This window comes from Bacillus sp. AFS053548, assembly GCF_002575105.1.
In the GTDB taxonomy this organism is placed as follows: domain Bacteria; phylum Bacillota; class Bacilli; order Bacillales; family Bacillaceae_G; genus Gottfriedia.
Window position 1 is genome coordinate 54,505 of the sequence record NZ_NUHI01000012.1, and the last position, 22,323, is coordinate 76,827.

General features: G+C 33.8%; 19 protein-coding genes and 1 pseudogene. 6 read left to right on the forward strand and 14 right to left on the reverse strand.

Annotated features, from left to right (window positions below):
• Positions 1-147 precede the first annotated feature (147 nt).
• The 4 genes from CN946_RS06645 to CN946_RS06660 form a co-directional block, all read right to left on the reverse strand.
• The gene (locus CN946_RS06645; RefSeq protein WP_098860423.1) at positions 148-1,614 is read right to left on the reverse strand and encodes a response regulator transcription factor; all 1,467 of its coding nucleotides are present in this window, start codon (positions 1,612-1,614) and stop codon (positions 148-150) included.
• 190 nt (positions 1,615-1,804) lie between these two features.
• Positions 1,805-2,311, reverse strand: a complete 507-nt coding sequence (locus CN946_RS06650) for a protease inhibitor I9 family protein (protein ID WP_286133847.1) — start codon at positions 2,309-2,311, stop codon at positions 1,805-1,807.
• A gap of 127 nt (positions 2,312-2,438) precedes the next feature.
• The gene (locus CN946_RS06655) at positions 2,439-2,669 is read right to left on the reverse strand and encodes a hypothetical protein (protein WP_069035062.1); all 231 of its coding nucleotides are present in this window, start codon (positions 2,667-2,669) and stop codon (positions 2,439-2,441) included.
• A 438-nt stretch (positions 2,670-3,107) separates the two neighbouring features.
• Positions 3,108-3,290 carry a hypothetical protein gene (locus CN946_RS06660; RefSeq protein ID WP_098860424.1) on the reverse strand — a complete coding sequence of 61 codons (183 nt, stop codon included), beginning with the start codon at positions 3,288-3,290 and terminating at the stop codon, positions 3,108-3,110.
• Between the two features lie 267 nt (positions 3,291-3,557).
• On the opposite strand from CN946_RS06660, the gene CN946_RS06665 reads away from it, so the two are divergent.
• The 4 genes from CN946_RS06665 (at position 3,558) to CN946_RS06680 (ending at position 9,296) form a co-directional block, all read left to right on the forward strand.
• On the forward strand, positions 3,558-4,991 hold the full coding sequence (locus CN946_RS06665; RefSeq protein WP_098860425.1) for a spore germination protein: 1,434 nt from the start codon (positions 3,558-3,560) through the stop codon (positions 4,989-4,991).
• Between the two features lies 1 nt (position 4,992).
• Complete coding sequence (locus CN946_RS06670) at positions 4,993-6,075, forward strand: GerAB/ArcD/ProY family transporter (RefSeq protein ID WP_098860426.1); 1,083 nt, start codon at positions 4,993-4,995, stop codon at positions 6,073-6,075.
• Entirely contained in the window at positions 6,072-7,202 is a 1,131-nt protein-coding gene (locus CN946_RS06675) for a Ger(x)C family spore germination protein (RefSeq protein WP_098860427.1), read from the forward strand. Before CN946_RS06670 ends, CN946_RS06675 begins: the two co-directional genes overlap by 4 nt.
• 417 nt (positions 7,203-7,619) lie before the next feature.
• Positions 7,620-9,296 (forward strand): M4 family metallopeptidase, encoded by a 1,677-nt coding sequence (locus CN946_RS06680; RefSeq protein ID WP_098860428.1) that lies wholly within the window; start codon positions 7,620-7,622, stop codon positions 9,294-9,296.
• A 100-nt stretch (positions 9,297-9,396) separates the two neighbouring features.
• Here the strand turns inward: CN946_RS06680 and CN946_RS06685 are convergent, their stop codons facing one another.
• The 8 genes and pseudogenes from CN946_RS06685 to CN946_RS06720 form a co-directional block, all read right to left on the reverse strand.
• Positions 9,397-10,392 carry an alpha/beta hydrolase gene (locus tag CN946_RS06685; protein WP_098860429.1) on the reverse strand — a complete coding sequence of 332 codons (996 nt, stop codon included), beginning with the start codon at positions 10,390-10,392 and terminating at the stop codon, positions 9,397-9,399.
• A gap of 156 nt (positions 10,393-10,548) precedes the next feature.
• On the reverse strand, positions 10,549-11,319 hold the full coding sequence (locus CN946_RS06690) for a Cof-type HAD-IIB family hydrolase (protein WP_098860430.1): 771 nt from the start codon (positions 11,317-11,319) through the stop codon (positions 10,549-10,551).
• Between the two features lie 46 nt (positions 11,320-11,365).
• Positions 11,366-12,313, reverse strand: a complete 948-nt coding sequence (locus tag CN946_RS06695; protein ID WP_098860431.1) for a LacI family DNA-binding transcriptional regulator — start codon at positions 12,311-12,313, stop codon at positions 11,366-11,368.
• A gap of 43 nt (positions 12,314-12,356) precedes the next feature.
• Positions 12,357-12,656, reverse strand: coding sequence for a hypothetical protein (locus CN946_RS06700; RefSeq protein ID WP_098860432.1), 300 nt, complete (start codon positions 12,654-12,656; stop codon positions 12,357-12,359).
• A 221-nt stretch (positions 12,657-12,877) separates the two neighbouring features.
• Positions 12,878-14,596, reverse strand: a complete 1,719-nt coding sequence (locus CN946_RS06705; RefSeq protein WP_483295371.1) for an alpha-keto acid decarboxylase family protein — start codon at positions 14,594-14,596, stop codon at positions 12,878-12,880.
• A gap of 179 nt (positions 14,597-14,775) precedes the next feature.
• A pseudogene (locus CN946_RS06710) lies at positions 14,776-15,453 on the reverse strand (SDR family oxidoreductase); the annotation flags it as partial.
• A 71-nt stretch (positions 15,454-15,524) separates the two neighbouring features.
• Positions 15,525-17,183: an FAD-binding dehydrogenase gene (locus tag CN946_RS06715; RefSeq protein WP_098860434.1), complete on the reverse strand. Its 1,659-nt coding sequence runs from the start codon at positions 17,181-17,183 to the stop codon at positions 15,525-15,527.
• A 181-nt stretch (positions 17,184-17,364) separates the two neighbouring features.
• On the reverse strand, positions 17,365-18,243 hold the full coding sequence (locus CN946_RS06720) for a YitT family protein (protein ID WP_098860435.1): 879 nt from the start codon (positions 18,241-18,243) through the stop codon (positions 17,365-17,367).
• Between the two features lie 174 nt (positions 18,244-18,417).
• Between CN946_RS06720 and CN946_RS06725 the strand changes: the two genes are divergently transcribed.
• Together CN946_RS06725 and CN946_RS06730 are read left to right on the forward strand one after the other, a co-directional pair.
• Positions 18,418-18,861 (forward strand): MarR family winged helix-turn-helix transcriptional regulator, encoded by a 444-nt coding sequence (locus CN946_RS06725; RefSeq protein WP_097978114.1) that lies wholly within the window; start codon positions 18,418-18,420, stop codon positions 18,859-18,861.
• Positions 18,862-18,863: 2 nt separating this feature from the next.
• Positions 18,864-20,048: an MFS transporter gene (locus tag CN946_RS06730; protein WP_098860436.1), complete on the forward strand. Its 1,185-nt coding sequence runs from the start codon at positions 18,864-18,866 to the stop codon at positions 20,046-20,048.
• 39 nt (positions 20,049-20,087) lie between these two features.
• On the opposite strand, the gene CN946_RS06735 is transcribed toward CN946_RS06730, so the two are convergent.
• Both CN946_RS06735 and CN946_RS06740 read right to left on the reverse strand, forming a co-directional pair.
• Positions 20,088-21,209, reverse strand: a complete 1,122-nt coding sequence (locus tag CN946_RS06735) for a Ger(x)C family spore germination protein (RefSeq protein ID WP_098860437.1) — start codon at positions 21,207-21,209, stop codon at positions 20,088-20,090.
• Positions 21,206-22,303 (reverse strand): GerAB/ArcD/ProY family transporter, encoded by a 1,098-nt coding sequence (locus CN946_RS06740; protein ID WP_176547238.1) that lies wholly within the window; start codon positions 22,301-22,303, stop codon positions 21,206-21,208. Before CN946_RS06740 ends, CN946_RS06735 begins: the two co-directional genes overlap by 4 nt.
• Positions 22,304-22,323: the final 20 nt, after the last annotated feature.

The following is a 22,323-nucleotide window of genomic DNA, read 5'->3' on the forward strand; positions in this document are numbered from 1 at the left end:
GAATAGCACACACAAATATTACAATTCCAATAACTTGGACAAGCCAAGCTCCAGATATCAAATAGCTAACAAATTTAATTCACCTCAAGTAACAACTTTACGTCTATCAAAAGAAAATGAGCTTTTACTTCTAAATGAAACCACTTCCTACAATCCTGATCGATAAACTAAGGGAGTACACCCCTCAAGTTGTTTGAACTTTGCATTAAAATATGATTGGTGAGAATAGCCAATTAACCTTGAAATTTCATCTAGTGGTAAGTCCGTTTCATCTAATAATCGTTTTGCTTCTCTAATTCGCACTTCATGGAGTGTCTCTCTAAACGAATGATTTGATTCGGCAGCAAAGCGACGGCTAAGTGTGCTTTTATTAATCCGGAGTGCATCAGCGCAATCTGTTAAGCTCCATCCGGCATCCCAATAATTCGATTCAATTAACTCCCTTGTTTTCTCAACTAATGTACGATGGCCTTCTTGGGAAGAATCATGCCCTTGTAGTAATAGACTTGTTGTAAAATCAAGCAATTCTTGCACAATTTGATAGATGATTGGTCCATGTACAATTTTTTGGAAAATGTCATAATAAGTACCTTCCCATGATGCATTTTGAAGATTATTTGATTTCATATATCTTCTTATTTGCGCAAGTACACTTGTTAATCGAATTCGAACAATTTCTGGATCTGGGTAAGGCTGCTGAAAGGTTAAAAATTCTCGTTCCATCCAGTCTCGAATTGCTTTTGCATCTCTTTTTTCTAGCATTTCAATCCAGTGGCGTTGCTCTAGAGGTGTAAGAAATGGATCCTTTTCTTGAAATTCCATTGGTTCGTTTTCAGCCAAAATAATATCATAGCCTTCAAAGAAGATTCTTCGTGTTAACTGAAGTGTTTGCTCGAATATATCTTTTAATGTTTCTTCCTGAGCACCAACTTTCATTACGATTGCAAGAGGCTCATCCATCATTTCTTTCCAACGAGCAAGAAATCCATTATATTCGTCCTGTAATAATACTTCATCAACTTCATGTACACTTAAAATAAAGTCAGATCCTACGAATAAACGATTTTTCCCGGTAAAGGGATTTCGTTCTAATGCTTTATAGACAAGAGGAAGTGTTCCTGAGTTCGGTGTCAAAAATGCAACCATTGTAATTGGACCATCATACATTCGTTCATTCAAAAAAAGGTCGGGATAATCTATATTAAAAGAGCTTATTTCTTCATTTTTGTTTCTAGTAAAGTAACGTTCTTTGTTACGAATTTGATAGCGTAATTGTTGAATATGCTTAATTAAATCAGTAGGAGAAAACGGGCGAAACAATACATCCTCCGCTCGATATTGTAATGCAAGATAGGCAGTTTGAAAAATTCGCTCGGATGAAATACCTAACCAACGAATTGAAAATTTTTGAATTAAATCACCAAATCTTTCACTCTCATTTTTCCAGTGATCCATATCAAATATGACAAGGTCAGGCTGTTGCTTTTGAATAGCCTTTTCAAATTCTCCCATTGTTTTCCAAGAAACAAGGTTAATACCAGTAAAGTGCGACTCCACGACCCACCTAATCCCTGAAGCTTCTAACTCATCTTTTGCAACTAAATGAATTTCCATCGTGTTGTTTCACCTTCACTTCTAGCTTTTTTATATCATAATAGCAAATTTATTTTGTTTTTGTAGATTAAAAAGGTTTAATTAATCGTTTTTAATGAAATAGTATTTGATGTAATTTATAATTTTCAAATTTTCATTTTAAAAAAGAGTGCCTCAAAAGGTGTAAACTTTTGAGGCACTCAATGAATTATTATTTCTGATTATACGGTGTGACAGGAGGCATAATATGCACCTTTTTATTTGGATAGATTCTTGCAATCACTGTTGATTGTGATAAACGTTTTATATCTTTGCCAGGTAGCTCCATTGATACACCATTCAATGCAGTCTTATAAACATGCCTAATCGTATAAGGCACATTTTGGTCTTCTAGAAGAGTTTTTAATTCTTCTTGAAATTTTGCATGACTTTCTTCTACTTGCTTAGTCGCTTCTTCCAAAGTAAGTTGTTTTCCCTCTGCCTCTGCTTCCTTAACGGCTACCACAGCAGGCTTCGTTTTAAATTCAATAATAATAGAGGTCATTTGGTTAGTTGAAAAATCAATTGATGGATCTACAAAAAAAGAAGGGTTCATCGTAACATTCGCCACCTTTGTCTCATCTGAAATTTTAGTTGTATTAAGTGTATTTCCATTACATCCACTCGTTATAAAAAGCATTAAAATAAATAAAATACTTCCTCTATAAAAATTCTTCATATTTACTACATCCCCTTCAAAAACTGTTTAATAAAAAAAGACAATCTATCAGGATTTTATCCTTAAGAGTGCCCTTTCAAACATGATTTTGAGCAGAAAAACTAAGTTTAGAATTAATAAACATTTGTTACATCCTATAGTTGTCATTCAAAAATTCAATATGATAATTAATCGTCCTTAAATATTGTTTTGTTGTATCTTTGGAAAGACTTTTAATCCTCTTTAACATATGAACACTTAATACTTTTTCATTGTTATAAATTCTATATTTTTTTAAAGTTGAAAGTCTATGATTATATTGACTCGCTTTGACTTCATTAAGTTTTTTTACATTTATTAGATAATCTGTAAAGTTCATAATTGCCCCTCCTACTTGTATAGAACAACGATTTTTCGTAAAAAGAACTAGTCCTATTATTAAAACCTACTTAGGACTAGTTCTTTGTATCATTCTATTTAGCATGTCTACTAATTATACCTCTAAAGTTTTATTTGTTTGATCCTTCAAGATTCATTGGTACTATGAGAAAAAAAGTAGTGTACAATGCACTCGCCTAATTTGTCATCATACTTTTTTTAAACTTAATAATCTATACTTAGTAATTCTTTTTTTTTAGAAAAACTAGTTAAAATTTAGCTGATTGTGTTCGCTACTTTTTATCTGTTCCTTATCATTTACACTTGAGTCATACTAGATAAATTTCTGTACTTTTTATAAAAATACAATTAGATTTTATCTTTTTTCAGGACAAAACAAAAAGACCTTATCAAATTGGAAAGGTCTTTGGATAATACTTTAATTTAATTGATTCATCGTCACAGAAAAGATATAGCTTTGATACTTATCGCAGCCTTCATATCTAAATCTCTTTCCGTCTTTTTTAAACGCTCTACCATCTTCTTGAAAACCTAAATCGTGTAAAACGTCTTTAATTGAACCATTTTCGTAATCTTTTCCAACCTGGAATTCGATACTCAAGTAACTCACCCTTTTACTATTTTTTATTATTTATTTTGGTAATTTTAGGGTGATTTTATACTTAACTGTGACTGTTTAGCAATCGTATAATCTAAGCTTAGTGAACAACTTTTATCTGATTAACGAGGTACACATTTGTAAAGAAACAGACTACATACGCCCTTAACTAAGTAAAAAAGTTACTCAACATCAAATCAGAATAGTATTCACCTAAAATGTGCAAATTAAGACTGGTAACAAATGTAACTTTGAATGGGGTGAGGGACATTGAAGGACACTACAGAACGCCGCTCTAGTTTTATTGACCAAGAGGGAAATTTAAATTCAAATATTGAACTTCTTCGGACATTGTTTCCTACCTCAGATTTAGAAGTTAAAAATGTAATGTTAAGGGAGAAAAAGGGTGTAATTATTTATTTAAATAGCTTAGTAAATGAAGAAAAAATAGACCAGTTTGCAACTAATATTCTTGAATATAAAGAAGATATATTTCAATTTTTTTATAGTCATACAACACCTACAAAAAAAATAGAAGACATAGAGCATTCATTACTTGCGGGAAAAAGTGTTATTTTAATTGACGGTGAAGTGAAAGCATTTCTCTATTCTGTTGATGATTTTCCTATACGTCCCTTTTCTCCACCAAGTATCGATAATTCGATTAAAGGTTCAAAAATTTCATTTGTAGAGATGACTCAACATAATTTAGGATTGCTACGACGTTATATTCAAAGTCGCGATTTATTATTCAAAGAAACAAAAATTGGCATAGAAAATAAATCTAGAGTTACACTCGCTTATTTAAATAGTGTAGCCAAGCCAGATCTAGTTACTGAGATTGAATCAAAACTTTCTACAATTAAATTTGATTCGATTCTAAACGCAAGCCAATTGGCTCAAATGATGGAAAACTATCCGTTATCATTTTTGCCTCAGCTTGTCACGACAGAAAGACCTGATATTGCAGCAGAAGCAATCCAAAAAGGAAAAGTTGTGATCGTATTAGATCGATCATCCGAAGTAATTATATTGCCTGGGTCATTTATTTCGTTCTTCAAAAGTATTGATGACTCATCAACTAGGCCAGTAATAACATTTTTTATTTTTTTCTTACGAATAATCGCACTTTTCATAACACTTTATTTACCTGGAATCTATATTTCAATCGTGTCATTTAATTATGATGTAGTTCCATTAAAATTAATTATATCGATTGGCGAATCTCGTGCAAATGTTCCTTTTGATCCGCTTGTAGAAGCTATTATTATGGAAATAACGCTTGAATTGTTAAGAGAAGCAGCTATTCGTCTTCCTACTCCAATTAGTACGACAGTAGGGGTAGTTGGTGGAATTGTCATTGGTCAAGCCGCCGTACAAGCTGGAATTGTGAGTAATATCATGGTAATTGTCGTTGCATTAACTGCTATATCATCTTTTATTATTCCGAATTATGATATGGCTTCAAGCTTACGCATTTTACGATTCCCTATTATGATTATGGCTTCAATATTTGGGATTATTGGTATTATTGCAAGTACGATGATCATTATTGCCCACGGATTAAAATTATCCAGCTATAATGAATCCTTTAGTCAACCATTTTCTCCTATGAACTTTAAACAGTTAAAGAAGAAATATCAAAACAGTGCACTATCAATTCTTTTCAATCAACACATAACGAATCAAAAAAAGAGGAAATAATATGAGACAAAACGCACCTAAAGTTACGTTTGTTCAATTTGTTTTATTAATATTTGGTGTACAAGTTGGAATTGGGGTGATTTCTTTACCCCGGGTATTAGAAGAAAAGGCTGGAACAAGTGGATGGATTTCTTTATTAATAGGAGGTTTACTCTCTTTAATCATTAGTGTCGCGATTGTAAAACTACGGGAAAAAGACCCTAACTGCTCATTTAATACCTACCTTACTCATAGTTTTGGGAAAGTGATTGGTACGATATTTTCCATTTTCTTTACCCTTTTCTTTCTTGGAACGGGGTTTGTCGTTTTTTTGCGAACTATCTTATTTATCCAATCATATATTTTACAAGAGTCTTCATTAATGATACTTATCGTATTGTTTTTAATTCCAACCTATCAATTCGTAACAGGTGGTATTCAAATTATTGGAAAATATGTTGAAATTATTTTTCCGATCGTTATCTTTTTTTTAATTATGCTCCTCTTCACTTTAAAGCAAAGCAATATACATTTTATCTTGCCAATAATTAAGGATGGATGGAGCCCAATTTTTAAAGCTGTCCCTACAACAGTTACAGCCTTTTTAGGAATAGAAATTATTTTCATTCTCTATCCTTATTTAGAAGAAAAAGAAAAAGCACTTAAAGGTGTTATGATTGCAAATGGTATGATAACCTTTCTTTACTTATATGTTACGATTATTTGTTTTGTCGTATACAGTCCGGATGAGATTGGGATGATTTTTGAACCAGTTTTAGATATTTTAAGTGTCATTGAATTTCAATACGTTGAAAGATTAGACTTTATTCTCTTTTCACTTTTTCTAATGGTTATTTCGAAAACTTGGATTATGTATATTTGGATTGGTGTAACTAATCTAGCGGAAATGTTTCAGCAAAAACGGATTGATTATCTATTCATCGGTCTATCAAGTGTATTTTTATTTTTAACAAGTTTCTTCATTCCAACATTTAAACAAAATAACCTCTACATGCAGTTATTATCTACGTATGGTTCGATCGGAATGTTAATTATTTTAATCTTAATTTGGGTTCGTTCATTAGGGAATAAGGTGATTGGATGAAATGTCTAAAAATCGCAACGATTAGCTTGATATTGTTCGTGCTTTTAACAGGGTGCAAAAAAACAGTAAATATTGAAGATATCACAATGGGACTAATATTAGGAATCGACGCCGATGAACAAAACGACCAACTAAAAATATTTATGTCCAGCCCCGTTTTTAGTGAAGAAGCCGAAGAAAAGAATGAACAGATCATGGTAGATGCTTCATCCGTACGTGAAGCTCGTAATTTATTTGACGCAAGGGTAACTGGTGTTTCTTCAGCTGGGAAGCTCCAAGCTTTTTTGGTCAGCACTAAATTGATCGAAAATAAAACTTGGACGTCTGTTTTAGATGTATTCTATCGTGATCCAAAATTAAGACAAAATGCCGATCTTGTCTATTTTGATGGATCTGTTTCGGAACTTGTAGATTTAAACCCAAAAGATAAGCCTAGACTATCAATTTTTATTCCTCAGTTAATCGAAACTGCTGATTTTCGAAATATTACAATTCGAACAACGATTCGAATGTTTCATCTGATGGAGTTCGAAAAAGGAATAACACCCTATTTTCCAAAAATGTCCATTAAAGACGGGGAGCTTGAAGTTAGTGGTGTAGCTTTATTAGATCGAAATTTTTTAATAAAAAGAACTCTTTCCATAAAAGAAACGCAGTTATTACGTATGCTTCAGGGTAATAAAACTGGTCAGTTGGCCCCGATGACTACTATAGCTAGTGGAAAGAAAGGAAAGGAAAATAAACCGCTAATTGACTTTAGACAAGGAAGCTATAATGTAAAGGCTATTAAAAGAAAAGTAGATTGCACATTCGATCATAACCATTTTAATTTTAAAATATCATTAACAATCCCCATCATGATTTCACAATCTCCTTATCCGTTGAGCGACAAAACCGCGGGTAAATTAAGTAAGGAAATTAGATCTTCATTGGAAAAGGATTTAAATAAACTTGTCAATAATTTACAGGATGATGAAGTAGATCCAATTGGCCTTGGAATCTTAGCAAGCTCTTACGAACATAAACAGTGGAAAAAAGTAAAACAAAAATGGCCAGAGGCCTTAAAAGACTCAAAGGTTCAAGTGAAAACAAAGATAATAATTGTTGATAAAGGAATTTCTATGTAGTAAAGATTGTGTAAAAAAGATAAATGAATATTAAACTAGGAAAGCAGGAATTCTTTACATTTTCTGCTTTTTTTGTATTTCCGACTTTACCCTCTTTCTAAAACACAAAATAATCATTTACTAATATAATAATTTTAATACTTTTTTTCTCTTTAAGCTCCGTTTCCTTAAGTTAATTTTAACCAAAAACATACATATTCTTAATAAAATTCGATTTTTTATTTACCATTTTTTAACTAAAATCGATACTTTTTGACTATTTTAAAGATTCAGAATTTATTTTTCGTCGATATTTCCGCTTATTTTTGCCTAACAAAATGCAAGAATTGACGGTTTTTGTCGTTTGATAAACCAGTTTTTGAGATGATACGATGAATTCCTCAATACCACATTGTTAACCAAGGGGAGGAATTTTTAATGAACAAAAAAGTTTTAGCGGTTGGATTATCTGTAGGTTTGGCGGCAAGTAGTTTATCAGTAACTAATACATATGCTGCACCAAAAAATGTATTATCAAATTACAAGTACAACAAATCAGTGGGATCTCCTGAATTCGTTTCGGGCCAGCTGACAAAACCATCAGCTAAAAATGCTGAAGGCGTTGTAAAAGCTTATGTAAATGCTAACAAAGATAAGTTCAAATTAGGATCAAAGTCTGCAGATGATTCATTCATTGTTCAGTCTAGTAAAAAAGATACTTACGGTACTGCTCTTCACCTACAACAAGTTTATAACGGTGTTCCTGTATGGGGATCAACTCAAACTGCAGTAGTTGGAGATAATGGAGTTCTAAATGTTTTCTCTGGTACAGTTATTCCGAACTTAGATACTAAAAAAGGGTTAAAATCTACTAAAAAAGTTAACGCTAATAAATCTATCAAAATCGCAGAAGCAGACCTTGGATATACTCCTGACTATGAAAAAGATCCTACAGCTCAATTAGTAGTTTATACAAATGGTAATGATGCAACGTATGCTTATCTAGTAAACTTAAACTTCCTTTCTCCAAAACCTGGAAACTTTAATTATTTCATTGAAGCTTCAACTGGTAAAATTTTAAATAGCTACAATAGTATTGATACAATGGATAGCATTCATGCTGCTAGTAAAACTGTTGGAGCATCAGTTGCTAAACCAACAGTTACTGGTACAAATGTAACTGCAACAGGAAAAGGTGTACTTGGTGATACAAAAACAATAAATATGACTCAATCTGGTTCAACTTATTATTTACAAGACAATACCAGAGGAAATGGTATTTTCACATATAATGCAAATTCACGTACTACTTTACCTGGTACGCTATGGACAAGTACTGACACATTATTAAATAGCACAACTGAAGCAGCAGCAGTAGATGCTCATTATTATGCTGGAAAAACATTCGACTATTATAAAACTGTTTTTGGTCGTAATTCATATGATGGTAATGGTGCTGCTTTAAAATCATCTGTCCATTATAGCCGTAGTTATAACAATGCATTTTGGAACGGATCTCAAATGGTTTATGGTGATGGTGATGGAACAACATTCACTTACCTATCAGGTGGACTTGACGTAGTAGCGCATGAGTTAACTCACGCTGTTACAGAAAGAAGTTCAAACTTAATCTATCAAAATGAATCTGGTGCATTAAACGAAGCTATTTCGGATATTTTTGGAACTGTAATTGAGTTCTATAATAATAACAATCCAGATTACGAGATTGGTGAGGATATCTACACACCAGGTATTGCTGGTGACTCACTTCGTTCTATGAGTGATCCAACTAAATACGGTGATCCAGATCACTACTCAAAACGTTACACTGGTACTTCTGATAATGGTGGCGTTCATACAAATAGCAGTATCATCAATAAAGCTGCTTACTTAATTGCAGTTGGTGGAACTCATTATGGTGTATCTGTTACAGGCATCGGTAATGATAAATTAGCAAAAATTTTCTATCGCGCAAATACTGTTTACTTAACTTCTTCAGCAACATTTAGTCAAGCTCGTGCAGCACTTGTACAATCTGCTGCTGACTTATATGGTGCAAGCTCTGCTGAAGTAACAACTGTTAATAATGCATTTGATGCAGTTGGTGTAAAATAAATTTTAATTAATAAAGTAAAAGAAGTCTCATAAGTGAAAGTACTTATGAGACTCTTTTTTTATGAACGGAAGTAGCAAATGAATAAATCCCATCACCTTTTTATTGAGAAACTTTCGTACCATTCAAGAAGTTGAGTAGTTCATTAAATGTATTTTGAGCAGCCTTCGTATTCATCTGGAACTGATATTCATGACCTAATTTTCCTTCTGATTTACTATAAAAGACTTGTTTAACACCAGTTCTTTTTTCTAGTAATGTTGCAAATTTTTTACCTTGTGATTCAAAGGAACCTGTATTTCCGTCAGTTATAAATGTTGAAACAAATTTTTCTGGTACATTTCTTAAAAGGGATGATTCCTTTGTCATCTTTTCATCTTCCCATTTGTATTTTCCAAAATAAGCCCAGCCAACTCGCTTAAATACAAATTTCATCAATCTTGATGAAGCTTGCGTCTGAACTTCTTTCATATCATAAGGACCACAAAGAAGTATTGCCCCTCGTATTGTATTTGGATCGACGCTTTGACCTATTTTAGCTGTATTGGAGTAGTTTTTATTCATTTGAATGCTTACAAATTGTGCTGTAAGCTGAGCTCCAGCTGAATCTCCAGCTATATAAATATTGTTTAAATCCAGTCCATATTTGCCAGCGTTTTTTTTAATAAATCGGTACGCTTGATCAATTTGTTGTAAAGGTATTGGATAAGCAACACTTGGAGCTAAGGGGTAATTTATATTTACTACATTATACCCATGACTCGCTATATATGTAGCATATTTCCGTACATCATTTTTATCTCCCGCTACAAAAGCACCACCATGAATCCAAAAAATGGTTGGAACGTATTTTAGGTCACCTTTATACTTAATCAAATCAAATGTACTGCTTTTATATTTTGATGAGTATTCTATATCAGTATCCATTGTTGTTTTTTGTTTAGCTATACCATAATCAGCTGCCTCTACTTCAATTCCACCGGCAAAAGACTTTTTCAAAAACCACGTTACAGGTCTTGGGGATAGAAATATCGATCCAACACCAATTATGATCATTATAAGTAAACAAATTCCAATGATTTTAAAAGTACGCTTCATATTTCTCCTCCTGATAAAAGAGTTAACTGAAGCTTATTATTCGATTTTCCAAAATTTTCATACATGTAGACAGTATTTAAGCCAGTATTATCAATATTCAAGCCTAGCTCACAAAGTGTTCGCGCTTTTCAACTTTTATCTAATTTCTTTCAAGTATTAGATTAATAACATTTTCTTAAGTGCATTGTAAATCCCATGTTCATTGCAACTATCTGTAATTAAATTAGCTTTCTCTTTTACCGCAGTTTCAGCATTTCCCATTGCAACGCCAATTCCCGAATGTTCCATTAATTCTATGTCATTCATTCCATCTCCGAAAAAGACGATATCATCTTGCTTAAATCCATTTTCTTTAGCGATTTTCAAAATTGTTTTTGCTTTCGAACCTTCTCTAGGAATGACATCTGAGCCAAATTGGTGCCAACTCACATATCGGAATTCGTTGATATCATATTTGTGAAGATCTTCAGTCTTGCAAAACAGCATAGCTTGAATAATAGAATTTTCTTTCCAATAAATCTCATTAAAGTCAGGGATAATCAAACCTAGACTTTCATAGGCCTTAGTTAATGACTCTCCAGGTTCTTCAAAATGTCTTTTTACTCCGTTCAATGTTTGGAACACAATCTGATCATTATTTTCCATCGCAATTTCAATTAGTTTCATAATAGATTCTTTCGAAAATATTTCCTCATGAGCTATTTCATGACGGACAAACCCTACTGATCCATTGCATAAAACATAAGTATCAATCTCGAGTTCGTCGAGGATGGATATTGCAGAAGTGTAGTCTCTTCCTGTCGCGATTACGATTTCATGGCCATTTTCTTTTAGAGAAACCAAAGCTTGTTTCGTACTGTCTAGAAACTTCATTTCAGTCGTTAGTAATGTTCCATCAATATCAAAAACAATAAATTTTTTACTCATTTTCTTTCCCCACATTTTTCTCTATTTTTTTATCTTTAATTATGCTTTAAACAGAATCTCTTTCTACAATTCGATATGGTATTTTTACTTTTTCTCTAGATTTCGCTATTACAAGGCTACAAGCTTGTTCACCGACCTTCGTTAATTGGTGATCCACTGTAGAAATTCCCATACCGATACCAATTGGTTGATTTTCTTGACCAATGATTGCTAAATCAGTAGGGATTTTCAATTGTTGCGAGTTTGCGTATAAATACATTCCACCAGCCACTTCATCCCCATTTGCATAGATAGCGGTTGGCTTTTTTCGTAAATGCAGGAATTTCTTTGCTGCTTCATATCCGTCTTCTAAGCAATGACATTCTGATAGATGGTATTCAGGTTGAAGTTCACCAAAAATCTCATTATAAGCAGCCATCATTTGCTTTGTGCTATTACTTTCTAGTCTAGCTGTTGTGAATGCTACCATATCATGACCTTTGTTTTTTAATAATTGAAAGGCATCTAGATATGATGAATAGCGGTCCATATAGGAACAGCCAATTTCCTTGTGTTGCGTATATTCACAAGCTACGATTGAACCATATTCGCTAAACGGAATGATTGTTTCCCAATCATTTGCTCGTGAAGTGATAATGATGCCATCATAAAGCTTGCTTTTTAATTTTTGTAAATACTCTACTTCTTTTTCTTTACGATAATTTGAGGGAAGTACCGTTATCAAAAAATCTTTCTCTAATGCCTTGTTCAGTATACCGTTTAATATTTGATCAAATGCTGGATTGTTGTTATATGGGAGAATAACCCCTATTGCTCTTGTTTCTCCCCGTATTAAATCAATTGCATTTTTATTTGGTGTATAGTTCATTTCTTCAATGACTTTAAGAACAGCCTCTCGTTTATCACTAGCTACATATTTATAATTATTAAGTACTCTAGAAACAGTAGAGACGGATACACCTGCTAATCTTGCAATATCGTTAATATTTGCCATCACACACCTCCAACATATATGAATTATCAAGGAATTTTATGCATTAACATTCATTCTCGGAAAAAGCGTTTATAAAGTAAAGTAGGTTTCCACTGTATGCCCATCTTACCGTAATCCTGTGTTCTCCTACAATGAATGTAGAATGTTCAAACTCTTTTTTTTCTCCTTCAAACCAGAAGGATTTTTCCATATTTAATAGTTTATTGTTTACAATATATAATCTTTTATTGGTTAAAAACAAATCTCCAAAGTAAATATCCTGTGTTCCATCAAAGATTTCCAATAACCCTGTAACGGTAGACAATAGATGTTCATCGTGTTTAATGTTAACTTTACTGTTCATCTTTTTCTCCCTTATTGAAATTTGGCTTATTTTCAATCTAATTTATGAAATGGATTTCAAGTCAAGAGAAAAAATCAAACTAAATTTCTAGTCAGTTATAAAGAAGCAGATTAAAGTTTTCATCACTCGATTTGTTAAACTACTAGCCATATATAGAGCAATGACAATTAAAAAAAGTTGGAATCATCTTTTTTATTGATTCCAACTTTTTTGTATACTGACTATTTTTGGCTGCGTTGCATTGCCTGCTTCTCCAAATACTTGTACATCTTTTTCATATTTTCTGGTGCATCCAATGGGTCTTTTACAATCATTTCAATAATACTGACTCTCTCGGAACATTCAATTTCAGCTTGGTTTATTGCCTGTTCAAGCTCTCTATTGGTACTGACCATAGCAGTAAACGCATTACCCCCAAAGGCTTCAGCCAGCTTAGTGTAAGACCACCTAGGGATTTTGTTGTATGTTTGATTTTTAGTTTTGACATTTAAATATTTTTCGATCGTATAACCATCATTGTTTAAGATGAAAATTATCGGTTTACAGCCATAATAGAGCATGGAGCTGATTTCTTGTGCAGTTAGCTGCAGTGAGCCATCACCTGTAAACAGCAACACCCGACGTTCTGGGGCTGCAATACAGGCACCAAACGTCGAGGGGGTTGCATATCCGATGGAGCCCCAACCTCCTTGTCCAATATATGTAATATTACTAGGCAGTCTCACCTCCGCCATGCCATTGAAGAGTGTACCAATCTCAACGATCATAATGTCGTCCTTTTTCAGCATACGTTGAAAAAGTGGATAATAGCCAGCTGCCGTAAGTGGTTTATCGTTATTTAAATTGAATTGATCGTATGGAAATGACACTTTCTTGAGCATTCCTTGACCTTTATAACCCACATTTTGTACTGCTTGAATCATGTCATTAGCAAGAACGTTCGGATAGACAGCCTCAGCAATCTTCACTAGGTCCGATTGGATATTAATAGTCACCATTGAATTCAGTTTTGCGGTAAAATTCCCTGTGTTGGTGTCCGCGGGTACCAAACCAATCGCAATGATACAGTCTGAATTTTCTACCGTACTTTGAACTTCAGAACATCCAAACGAACCTAAATACATCCCAATATAATTTGGATGGGTTTCATCAAATGCCCCTTTACCGAACATCATGGACGCAACAGGTATATTCATCGCGTCAGCCAGCTGTTGAACTGCAGCCTGAAGGCCAAAACGCATGGTTTTTACATCTACTAGGATAACTGGCCGCTTTGCACATTCTAGTAGCTGACGGACATGATCTGTCGCAGCTTGAAGAGATTTTAAGTTTGACGTTTTTAGTTGTGGTGTTGGCTCTATCCGGTCCATTATCGGCTGATCCACTATATCATCAGCCACAACGAGGTAAACAGGTTGTTTCTTTTCTTTTGCAATACGAATAGCAGCAGGAATTTCAATCATGGCATTTTCAGGTGTGAGTACCGCACTATAAGCCGTTATCTGTTTATACATATTGTGAAATACATTAAAATTCCCATCCATTAGAGTGTGGTGCATCAGCTTGTGCTCTTTTTGATCTTTTTCTTTTGGCGAACCAACAATGTGGATTATGGGAACGTTTTCACTATAGGCTCCAGCTATCGGATTGCATGCATTCAACTCCCCAACACCAAACGTTGTAATAAGAGCAGAAATCCCTTTGATTCTTGCATAGCCATCTGAAGCGTAACCCGCGTTTAGTTCGTTCCGTCCTTCTCTAAACTGGATTCCGTTATATCGCTCCAACGTATCAAGTAGTGAAAAATTATAGTCCCCTGCGACGCCGAAAATTTCTGTAATCCCCTCTTGCTTCAAGCAATCAAATAAAAACTGCCCAACTGTTTTTCGTGCCATACCAGCATGTGTGTCGGGACTAACTGAATCCTCCATTTTATCCATTACACACCCACTCCTTTTCCAATAATAGCTTGTTCAGTTTTTTAGTACCCTTTTTATTCGTACCCTATCATAGAACAGGCTATACGGTTGTTTGGAATAAGGAATAATGTAAAAATCAATACAAAAAAATAAAAGGACAAATCCGAATTAACGAACTTGCCCATTTTTAAAATAGATGGTTACTGAATTGTGTTTTTCAACATATTATACATATTTGTAACATGTGCATCGACTTGATCTCGCGACATACCAAGTCGTTCAACTGAAGTTCCATATCCGATTTCTTTTTTCCCTTCTTTTAATCCCATGAAAATCCCATCTGCGAATTCATCTAAAGGTTCTCCATGAGTATGCAATCCTGCTCCACCTAAATCGGTATTGACTGCGGGAGGAGCAACTTCAATTACTTCCACAGATGATTCGGAAAGTTGGTGACGTAAACTCATTGTAAAAGAATGGATTGCAGCTTTTGTTGCTGAATAGATTGGCGCAATGACCAACGGAGTAAAAGCTAATCCCGATGAAACATTAATAATTGTTGAGGCTTCTTTTGTAGCAAAATATGGAGCAAATAGCATAGACAAATGGATTGGTGCTTCAATATTAGTTATGATTTCATTATTAAAATATTTCCAATCGTTCTTGGCATCTGATTTTAAGATATTAAAACGTTGTTGAATCCCTGCATTGTTTACTAGTACATTCACTTCTGGATAGTTCTTCGTTACCCACTCAAACAATGATACACGTTCTGATTCAGAGCTCAAGTCACCCACATGTGTAATAAGATCTGGAAATTTTTCTTTAGCATTTTCAAGTATATTTTCACGTCGTCCAGTCACTATAACTTTATTTCCATTTATTTTTTTACTTTATAATCAATTCGTTTGCGATCAAAGTTGTTCACTTAAGCATGGATTGGATACAATTATTCCAAATCTCTACTAATCGCTCTCCCTGCTTGTCTACCGGAAAATAAACAACCGCCTAAAAATGTTCCTTCCATCGCGCGATAACCGTGTACGCCGCCGCCGCCGAATCCAGCAACTTCACCTGCTGCAAATAGTCCTGGAATTGGATCACCCAAAGAATTTAATACATTACCATCTAAATTTGTTTGAAGTCCACCAAGTGTTTTACGACTTACAATATTTAAACGAACAGCAATTAATGGACCGTTTTTTGGGTCTAAAATTTTATGAGGAGTTGCAACACGAATTAATTTATCACCAATATAATTTCGCGCTCCCCTTAAGGCAGTGATTTGTAAGTCTTTCGTAAATTTATTATCCATTTCACGATCACGTGCAATCAGTTGGCGTTCGATTTCATCATAGTTTAGTAATTTTTCCCCGGTTATCTCATTCATGCCTTCAACAAGCTCTTCTAACGTGTCTGCAACGACAAAGTCCTCTCCTTTTTCCATAAAAGCTTTTACAGGTGCTGGTATTCCTGAAGTTGCCCTTTTCATCACTTGTTTTATACTTTTTCCAGTTAAATCAGGATTTTGTTCCGAACCTGAAAGTGCAAACTCTTTTTGAATAATCTTTTTCGTTAAAATAAACCAGGAGTAATCATAACCAGTTTGTTGAATGGATTGTAAAGTACCTAAAGTATCAAAACCAGGAAAATTTGGTGCAGGAAAGCGCTGTCCACGTGCATCTAACCAAATTGATGATGGTCCAGGAAGAATACGGATTCCATGATTGCTCCAAACTGGATTCCAATTTTTTATGCCTTCAGTATAGTGCCACATTCGATCACGATTAACAATTCGACCACCAGCATTTTCAGTAATAGCAAGCATTCGACCATCAACATGTGCTGGTACACCAGATATCATCCTTTTCGGCGGGGTACCTAATCGACTTGGCCAATTTTGGCGAATTAAATCAAAGTTCGCTCCAATACCGCCACTTGATACTAAAACGGCCTTTGCCCCATATTGAAAGTCACCAATTACTTCACGAGAGCTATCTTCTCCTCGCTCTGATTTACTTGGTTCTAATAAAGAACCACTTACTCCTACTACAGCTCCATCTTGTGTTAGTAGTTGATCTACACGATGTCGGGATCTGAATTCTACTAAACCTTTTTTCATATGCTCGCGAACTCTTCGTTCGAAAGGAGCAACAATTCCAGGACCTGTACCCCATACTATGTGAAATCGGGGCACTGAATTCCCATGTCCTTCTGCCAGATATCCCCCACGTTCAGCCCAACCGACGATTGGAAAAAATCTCACCCCCATGTCATAAAGCCATTGCCTCTTCTCACCTGATGCAAACTCGACATATGCCTCTGCCCATTTCTTTCCCCAATAATCCTCATCATCTTCTCGATCAAATCCTGCTGTTCCAAGCCAATCCTGCCAAGCTAATTCTCTCGAATCCTTAATTCCTAACCTACGTTGCTCAGGAGAATCTACTAAAAATAACCCACCAAATGACCACCAAGCTTGACCACCAATAGATGCTTTCGGTTCCTGGTCTAATAACAAAACACTTTTCCCAGCATCAGCCATCTCAGCAGTTGCAACTAATCCAGCCAATCCTGCTCCAACAACAATCACATCGAACTTCTCCATTCAACTTCTCCCTCCTTTAAGCCTTCTAATCTATCAAATTTTAAATTTATCTACAAAAAGACAGTTTTCTAAATTTTCAGTTATCAATTAAATAATACAGCAAATTGCAAGGGAATAAAAGGAAAGAAGGTCCAACAATCCTGAACCTTCCTCCATTTTTCAATGCTTTTGTTAACCAATCCTAATGTACATTTTTCTTTTTAAACCTTCCACCACGTACTTCTGCAATATCTGAAATTGCTAAAAAGGCACTTGAGTCAATGTCATCAACAATTGTTTTTAATTCCGCTTCTTCTAATCGAGTGATAACACAATAGATAACCTTTGTAGTTTCACCTGAGTATGCTCCAGTACCATTTATATATGTAACACCACGGCCCATTCTAAAAAGAATTGCTTCTCCAATATCATCACTTTTATCACTAATGATCCATGCTGACTTTGATTGTTCTAATCCTTCAACTACGATATCAATTGTTTTAAATGCGACTAAATATGCAATAATTGAGTACATTGCTCGATCCCAAGAAAAGATGAATCCAGCAGCCCCCAAAATAAATAAGTTGAAAACCATAATGATTTCACCAACGGAAAATGGAATCTTACTATTAATAATGATCGCTAGAATCTCAATCCCGTCTAGTGCGCCACCAAATCGAATGGCTAATCCTACTCCGACACCTACGACCATTCCTCCAAAAATTGTTGCAAGTAGAATATCTTCCGTAAAAGCAGAGATATGGTGAAACCTACTTGTTAAATAAGAAAGAACAGTGATACCAAGAATGGTGGAAATGGCAAATGTTTTCCCAATTTGTTTATAACCCAAATAAAAAAAAGGTAGGTTTAGTACAAATAGAAATACCCCAAGTGGAAGTCCTGTAAGATGGGAAAACATAATTGAAATACCTGTTATTCCACCATCAATAACATCATTTGGAACTAAAAAAATTTCAAGACCAGTCGCTACAAGTAAAGCACCTACTAGCATTGCGATTGCTCTTTGCACAATCTTCATTTTGTGAGATTTACCGTTTGTTGCATGTATTGCTCCTGCCATCTCGAATACCGTCCTAACTGTTTTGTAAAATTTTTCTACATTTAATATTTGCTCTTATGCTCAATTTATACTAATTAAGTTCATTCACTGGACATTCACAATTTGTTCAAATATAATTAGCTAGACAACTATTTTAATTAGCTAGCTAACTAATTTTCCAAGGAGACTTTTTTTATGCGCAAAAAGCAGCCTTTCTTTTTTTTATTAAATCAAACTACACGTCAGTTTTCGAAATCATTTAATGAGCATCTCGTTCCTACTGGATTATATTTGGCACAATGGTCCGTTATTCACTATATCCATTTACATGGACCATGTACTCAACGAACAATTTGTTCGAATTTGAACATTGAGCCACCTACACTGACACGTACACTACGTAGAATGGAAACTTTAGATTTAATTGTTCGCAAAGAAGGAACGGATAAAAGAGAAAAAATGATTCATCTAACTGATAAAGCTGTAAATCAATTTGATAGTTGGAAAGAACAAATCATCTCATTTGAGAATGATGTTATTAAAGATATACCCGATGAAGAGCTTGATATTGCACTTCAAGTTTTTCAAAAAATGATGAACAATATGAAAGCGTCGGAGGTTACTAAACAGGGGGAATAAGTTTGAAAAACGAGCGTTTATGGACAAAGGATTTTCTAAGTGTAAGCTTAAGTGGATTTTTTGTGTTTTTAGTATTTTATACGTTGATGGCGACATTGCCGATTTTTGTGATTGATAATTTAGGCCAAGAGGATAGTAAAGTTGGTCTAGTAGTAACATCTTTTCTAATCGCCTCAGTTGCAATTCGTCCTTTTGCAGGCATCTGGCTTGATACAATTGGTCGCAGAAAAATACTAATCATTTCATTAGTTTTCTTTACATTGACAACATTTTTTTATCCTTTTATAAATAATTTTGCATTATTACTATTATTGCGTTTTGCACAAGGGATTGCTTTTGGTCTTGGAACAACCGCAACTGGTACGATTGTTGCTGAAATAGTTCCCGTAACACGTAGGGGCGAAGGAATGAGTTATTATAGTTCATCCATGATCCTTGCAATGGTTTTTGGTCCTTATCTTGGTATTAATTTAATGAATCATTTCACCTTCCATATTTTGTTTTTTGTTTGTGGTTTCTTCGCAATTCTTTCACTTATTTTCGGTCTATTCATTGCGATTCCTAAACAAACATTAAAAGCAAAAACTCGAATTAAACCATCACAATTAATTGAGCGTTCAGCATTACCAATCTCAATTACTTCAGCAGTTATCTCTTTTGGTTATAGTGGTATCATTTCATTTATCACATTATACGCAAAGAATTTAGGTTTTGTAGATGTTGCTAGTTTCTTTTTTATTGTATATGCAGTTTTCATTTTAGGTTCAAGACCTTTCACTGGTAAACTATTTGATCGTAAAGGAGCAAACATAATTGTTTATCCTGGGATCATCTTATTTACGATTGGTCTAGTTGTCTTGAGTTTTTCAACTGTACCAACAATCTTTTTATTTTCGGCTGCATTAATCGGTCTAGGCTATGGTTCAATCGTACCTAGTTTCCAAACATTAGCGATTAACACTGCTGCCCCTGCTAAAAAGGGAATGGCGACAGCGACATTTTTTATGTTTTTTGACACCGGTATGGGTATTGGCTCTTACGTTCTTGGAATTATATCTGCGAAATCATCTTTCCATATTATGTACGTAATTACGGCAATTGCTGTATTATCAACGACTGTCATTTACTATTTATTGCATGATCGTAAACAAAGAAAAGCTATAGATTTCGAAAATGCAGCCGCATAAACTTAAAACCCACCAATATTTTTGGTGGGTTTTCTAAGTTTACATCGTTATACCTTTATCTATAACAATAATTTTAACATTTACTTTTATATTCGATTTTTGATATGTATCAAGCCAATGATTCTCATTTTTTTTCCAATCAGCGTACTGAAATGAGTGAGCAAGTATACCAAATCCAACTGGATCAACTTTATCTTTTTGAAAAGATTGGATTAGATTATTTAGTTCTTTTTGTAATTTTTTTTCTATCGCTTTTTTTAATATAACTTCTGATGAATTCGTTAATCCTATTGGAGATTCTGTAAACATAATCGGCATTGTCAAATTCACAATAAAGCTATAATGACCATTAGTATATTTTTTATCGATTTTTCGTTTTACATCTTTAATATAAAAACTAGTTTCTTCATCTGTAAAGACATCATCTACATCTTTTTTAAATTTTTTAAGATCCAATGCAATAACTAATTGTCCCTCTAAATGATCTTTTAAAATTTTTAACAGTTGTGTTTCATTCATTGATAAGGTTCGATTATACAAATTATTTTTGGTTAATAACGTTGTCCCATTGACTACTAAATGATCTTCTTGTATTGCTAGTTCAGGTGCAAAAGGTGTAATTCCCTTCTCATAATACATTTGATGAAACTGTCGTATAGACGTCCTGAAAGCAACATTTCGAAAATCGGCAGTTTGTATTAATTGAGGAATATAGATTGGTAACTCTGGTTTATCCTCTGGTTTTAAATTAAAAACATCGGCAAGTGGACCATCTACAAAAATAAGATCTGCATTTAATCGAAATTTTGGATCTCGAAAAAACATATCCATTATTGAAAACCAATTTTTATGTTCAAGTACTTTTGACCCTATTAAGATTGCTTGAATTTTACCCCCACCAGTAACACCACTAGCACGCGTATCAAAATAATTTCTAGATTCTTTTATCGATAGAGTTTGAACGTTAAAATGTTCAGTTTTCGCTTTTGTTTCTCCACTAAAGACCGGACTTGCCATAAATACTTCTACTTTATTTTCATCGTTTACATCGATTCCTAAAATCATCGATAATGTGACATCTTCTATATTAACTTTCCCTCTGCAACCTGAAACGCCGATTACTAAAAAAATACTAAGCAAACATACTTGAAAATATTTCAATTGATTTTCACCTTACTTAACCTATTTTTTATTAAACCGCCGACCAATAACAGGATGGGGATACCGATCGTGATGTATCTTCCAGAAATCATTAAAACATGTAAATGATTAGTTGTATTTGTAAATGTAGGAACTTGAATAAATGTAAGGATGATAATGATGATAAAAAGAATAATAATGATAATAGGTAATAGTCTAAATTTAAATAACTCTGATAATCCATTCATTCCGGCCCAAATAAACGTAACCCATGTTTTCGAAATAATCATTAAAAATAATGAGAATAAAATGAAATCTAACCTCTCAACATATTGAAATTCGATTACACTTAAAATATCGATTACTGGCTCAAATGTCATTTTGATTTCATAAGGACTATAAATAACAAAACAAATAATTGTTACGAAAACGTAAGTAAAAGTTGTTAAAGCATTTCCAATAATAACGCCTTTTACCGCCTGTTCTTTCGACTTTAAATATGGATAATAAACTAGAATTAATTCGATGCCTAGAAATGAAGTCGTCGTTAATGGAATCGTCTTAAAAATCGGTATCCAGCCATCCTTAATAATTGGTAAAATAAAATTTATATCAGCATCTTTAAGTGTGAATAACAGCATGAATAAGGTAAAAAAAGCAATTGGAAAAATTGCTTCTATATATTTTGCAATTAAATGAACTCCTCCACTTATTAGCTGATAAGTTGGAAAAAGAAATAACACTAATAAAATATAAGATTTTGTTTCTTGAAGTATGTAGGATTGAATATATAAAATCGTTCTAACTAATGCGAGATATCCTCCATATAGAAAATACATTGCTTGTAACAAAACTACGATAGATCCAATAATTTTACCTAGATAAAAAGTAAAAAAACCTATGTAGTTTAAATTAGGAGCCTTCTCTCTAAATTTAACAAATAGAATGCTAATTAAAGTAGAAATTATCCCCCCAAAAAGAATTGAAATCCAACTGCTAGTACCTCCTTTTAGAGCTAGTTCTCTAGGAAGTGACAACATTCCAATCCCTACTTGAATACCAAAAATCATTAAAACAAATTGAAATTGTGTAATTTTTGACTTCGTAATTATCATGAAAGAATCCCTTCTAACAT